The organism is Prevotella jejuni (assembly GCF_900187995.1).
In the GTDB taxonomy this organism is placed as follows: domain Bacteria; phylum Bacteroidota; class Bacteroidia; order Bacteroidales; family Bacteroidaceae; genus Prevotella; species Prevotella jejuni.
On the sequence record NZ_FZNZ01000076.1, the window covers coordinates 1 to 3810 of the forward strand.

Consider the following 3810-nt stretch of genomic DNA (forward strand, 5'->3'; position numbering starts at 1 on the left):
ACCCATTACGTCACAGCCGAAAGCCAGGACCCAAGGCTACATGTGGGTTCGGTGATAAGTTTGTATAGTTCTTTCTTAAAGGGAGTTGGCAATCTTTCCCAAGAGAGCTTAGGCGATTTCATCATCATCGAGATGACCCATGAAGTGAGCGAGAGCTGTTACTATAAAAACCGTTTCAAAGCCATTCCTGGTACTGTAATGAGTCTGCCTAACCCAAAGGTTGAAATGCCTCTGGCTGAAACGCAGATGGCAACGGTACTCAGCAATGCCGATCCACATGGAGCGGGGCGTGTACAGGTGCGCATGAACTGGCAGACCGACAACATGCGAACAAGTTGGGTGCGTGTGATGACACCAGATGGTGGTGGCAGCAAAGACGTAAAAAGCAACCGTGGCTTTGTTTTCATCCCAGAGGTAGGCGACCAGGTCCTCCTCGGCTTCCGCCATGGTGACCCAGCCCGTCCCTACGTCATGGGTAGCCTGTTTAATGGAACAACAGGTAACGGTGGAGGTTCAAATAATAGTATTAAAAGTCTTAAGACACGTAGTGGTATTTCTGTTATCCTCAACGATGATAATAGGTCTCTTGAGATAAAAGATGCAGGCGGTAGTTCCATTTATTTGGATGGAAATGGAAACATCTTGCTTAATGCCCCTAAGAACATACAGCTCCATGCTGGTAATGATATGTCCTTAATGGTAGGTCACGACCTACAAGTTAATGTTGGAAACTCTCAAACAACGAACATTGGTAATATGATGCTGACCAATGTAATGCAGAAGATATTGGTAAACACACCTTTCATGCAGCAGCTTGTTGCGGACTTCTTCCACACACAGGCAGGAAAGGCATTGCTCAACTCTCAGAATCAAATAAAGATTGAAGCTCCGGAGACGAATGTTGTTGGTGAGCAAGAACTTTTTATACATTCTGCAAACAAAACGGTGGTGAATTCGCAAGGTACGATGGAGATGCGTGGAGAGCAGGGTATGCACGAACTGAATACGGCAAAAGAATATGAAACAGTAAAAAAGGAAATAGGTACAAAGGTATGTGTACAGTTTAGAACATCAAAAAGTTATAATGGCGAATTCGGCTTTGACTGGGTACGTTTTGCAGACTCGGGTAGAACTGGAGATACAGAGAAAAACCGCTACGACAAGATAATCGGTACTTGTGAGGGGGAAGGTAAAAACTTCAAACAAGAAACGAGCAGATATAAGCAGTTCCTATTTGAATATAAGCATCAGTATATAATTCCTTGGAAGAAGAAAGAGGCAGAATCTGCTATGTCAGCAGTTACTTCGGAAGCAACCAGGGATGCTGCTACAAAGAAGCCGGATTATCTCTATGTAGTACCTGTGATGACTTTATTAAAAGATCAATGTGCTGATTTGACCTTGAATATCGATGTTCATAAAAAAGCTCAACGGTTAGAATATGAGTATGATAAGGATTTTTTTACTTTGAATCAAAGTTCTGCACCTATTCTTGATATCGGTCATTATCCATCGGCTGATGACCTTTCTATAACGTGTAATAAGGAGTTTTCGGAAGATAAGGAGATATGTCTTTATGCCTATGACGAACAGGACAATAAATCGCTGGCAGGTAAATTAATTGTAAAGGCAAATGATGACAGGCATCGGTATACCTTGGATGTAGTAATGGTGAGGGTGAAAACAGATCTATATGCAGAAGAAAAAAGCTTAGGTAATATTCCTCCTAAGGATCCTTCTCGTAAAATAATATTGGATAAATATTTTTCTCAATGTTATATAGATGCAAATATAGAGGAATGTGAGCTTGATTTGACAACTCCAGATCGGAAAGAGGCTTTCCTTGCCTATACTGATAAAGAATTATTAAAAAGGGAAGATTTAAGTAACTTGAAAATATATGATTATTTGACAAGTGTGCTAAATAGTAATTCATATACGGCAAAGTATGCTTCTTATTATAAAATATATTTTATAAATGAGAATGCTGATGGAGATTCGTCTATATATGGGCGTGCCCGTGAAATATGCTCTAAGGAAGTAATCGTGTTGGCTCCGGGTCTTGATGATACAACCTGTGCACATGAACTTTTTCACGCCTTAGGGCTATACCATTCATTTAGTGACTTAAACCAACACACTTTTGAAAAATATAAAACGGACAATATTATGGACTATTCTGATGTTGGAACAGAAAAAATACCAGTGATAGCTACATGGCAGTTCCAATGGAACATTCTTCAAGAGAACTTACCGACGGTAGAACAGTGGAAAGAGATTAAGAGAAAGAGAGAGGAAAAGAAAAAACAAATCAACAAATAATGAAAAAGTAATAAAAAGATGGTAAGGCAAATCATAATTTCATTGGCAACGCTTATGATAATAAGCAGTTGCAAAGCACAGAATACAGATAATAATAATATTAAAAAGAATAAGAATATGGAAAGGACAACAGAGAGATTTGACACATCTACCTATTATATGGAAAGACAAGGACATGAATATCAATTTGAGCATTACTTGCGAGGTAAAGTGCGGCAGTTTGGAGGTGATAATGGCTCTAATTATATAGAATATGCCAGAAAAGACAACAGCCTATTTGGAACGTGTAAGGAGTATTACAATAAAACGGGAACTCTAAAGTTAGTGGGAAAATATTATTATAATAGATTTAATGCGGGCATCTGGAAAGAGTATGATGAGAATGGTTATTTAATAGATGAATACGACCAAGATGCCCCTTATAAAAACTATCCATGGGAAAAAGTGGAGAAGTTTGTCAAAGAAGAATTGAAACTGGATTTGTTTGATAATAAAGTCTTTATTCATCGCTATGTGAGCAAACATAGTAAAATTCCTATATGGCGAATTCGGTGGCAAGTTGGTATTAAGGTTTATACAATTAAAATAAATGCTAATACCGGCAAGATAATTAATCAAGTAGAAGGGGAGGTAGAGAAATAAAACGGGATAGTTTACAGCGTCTTATTGTAAAGAAGTTGTTTCAAGAAAATAACAGTGCTGTCTTTAGAGCTTGATGATGCAACCTGTATGTATGGATTATTCATCACAAGGTAGGACAAAATCTAGTTTCTATTAAAATGGATGCTAATACTGAAGAAGTTATAAAGAAAGGTATAAATCCTATAATAAAGTAGAATGGTGAAAATTGTAACTAATGGTGCTTTAATGTGTTGTACTTTAGGAACAGAAGAAGCCAAGTTGACAGTTCTTAGTCAAAGTTTCCGAAGTATTTCGGGAGAATTGGTAGCTACAGAGGAGGATAAAAGTGGTTTAGATAATATCTCCAGTTTTGGAGTTTGCAAATGTAGTACCCCGAATCCTCCTTGTCTTCCCCAGCCACAAGGATGGCAGCAAACAACTCAGAAAGACAGTATCAATGGGATGAAAAAGCTGACAGAGCAGTCATTCTGTATGTGTGCTAAAGGAGGAAGAATATCGTTCGTAGACACAGGAAGTAACACTTTTGTTGAAAGTGAATAAAAGTACTCATGCTCTACCTTTATGATGCGTTGTAGATGTCTTTATACCGATAGACTACGTTTGCCATTGGCTGAAACACAGATGGCAACGGTGCTAAGCAATGCCGATCCACATGGAGCGGGTCGTGTGCAGGTGCGCATGAATTGGCAGACCGATAACATGCGAACAAGTTGGGTGCGTGTGATGACACCGGATGGTGGCGGCAGCAAAGAACCTGAACTCGGGTTAAGTATCATACCACTCTTCCGTTTGGTTTAGTACAACGCCTCTTTAGGCTCAATCTTTTGATTGGGCCTAAAGATAATA

2 protein-coding genes and 2 pseudogenes are annotated in these 3810 nt (G+C 39.0%); all 4 read left to right on the forward strand.

The window, feature by feature from the left end; genetic code table 11:
- A pseudogene (locus CHB62_RS14275) lies at window positions 1-699 on the forward strand (phage baseplate assembly protein V); the annotation flags it as partial.
- A 1740-nt stretch (window positions 700-2439) separates the two neighbouring features.
- Window positions 2440-2964 carry a hypothetical protein gene (locus CHB62_RS14280; RefSeq protein WP_254919400.1) on the forward strand — a complete coding sequence of 175 codons (525 nt, stop codon included), beginning with the start codon at window positions 2440-2442 and terminating at the stop codon, window positions 2962-2964.
- A 195-nt stretch (window positions 2965-3159) separates the two neighbouring features.
- Window positions 3160-3504 carry a DUF4280 domain-containing protein gene (locus CHB62_RS14285; protein ID WP_089367348.1) on the forward strand — a complete coding sequence of 115 codons (345 nt, stop codon included), beginning with the start codon at window positions 3160-3162 and terminating at the stop codon, window positions 3502-3504.
- A 51-nt stretch (window positions 3505-3555) separates the two neighbouring features.
- Window positions 3556-3753 (forward strand): annotated as a pseudogene (locus CHB62_RS14290) (phage baseplate assembly protein V); the annotation flags it as partial.
- Window positions 3754-3810 lie beyond the last annotated feature (57 nt).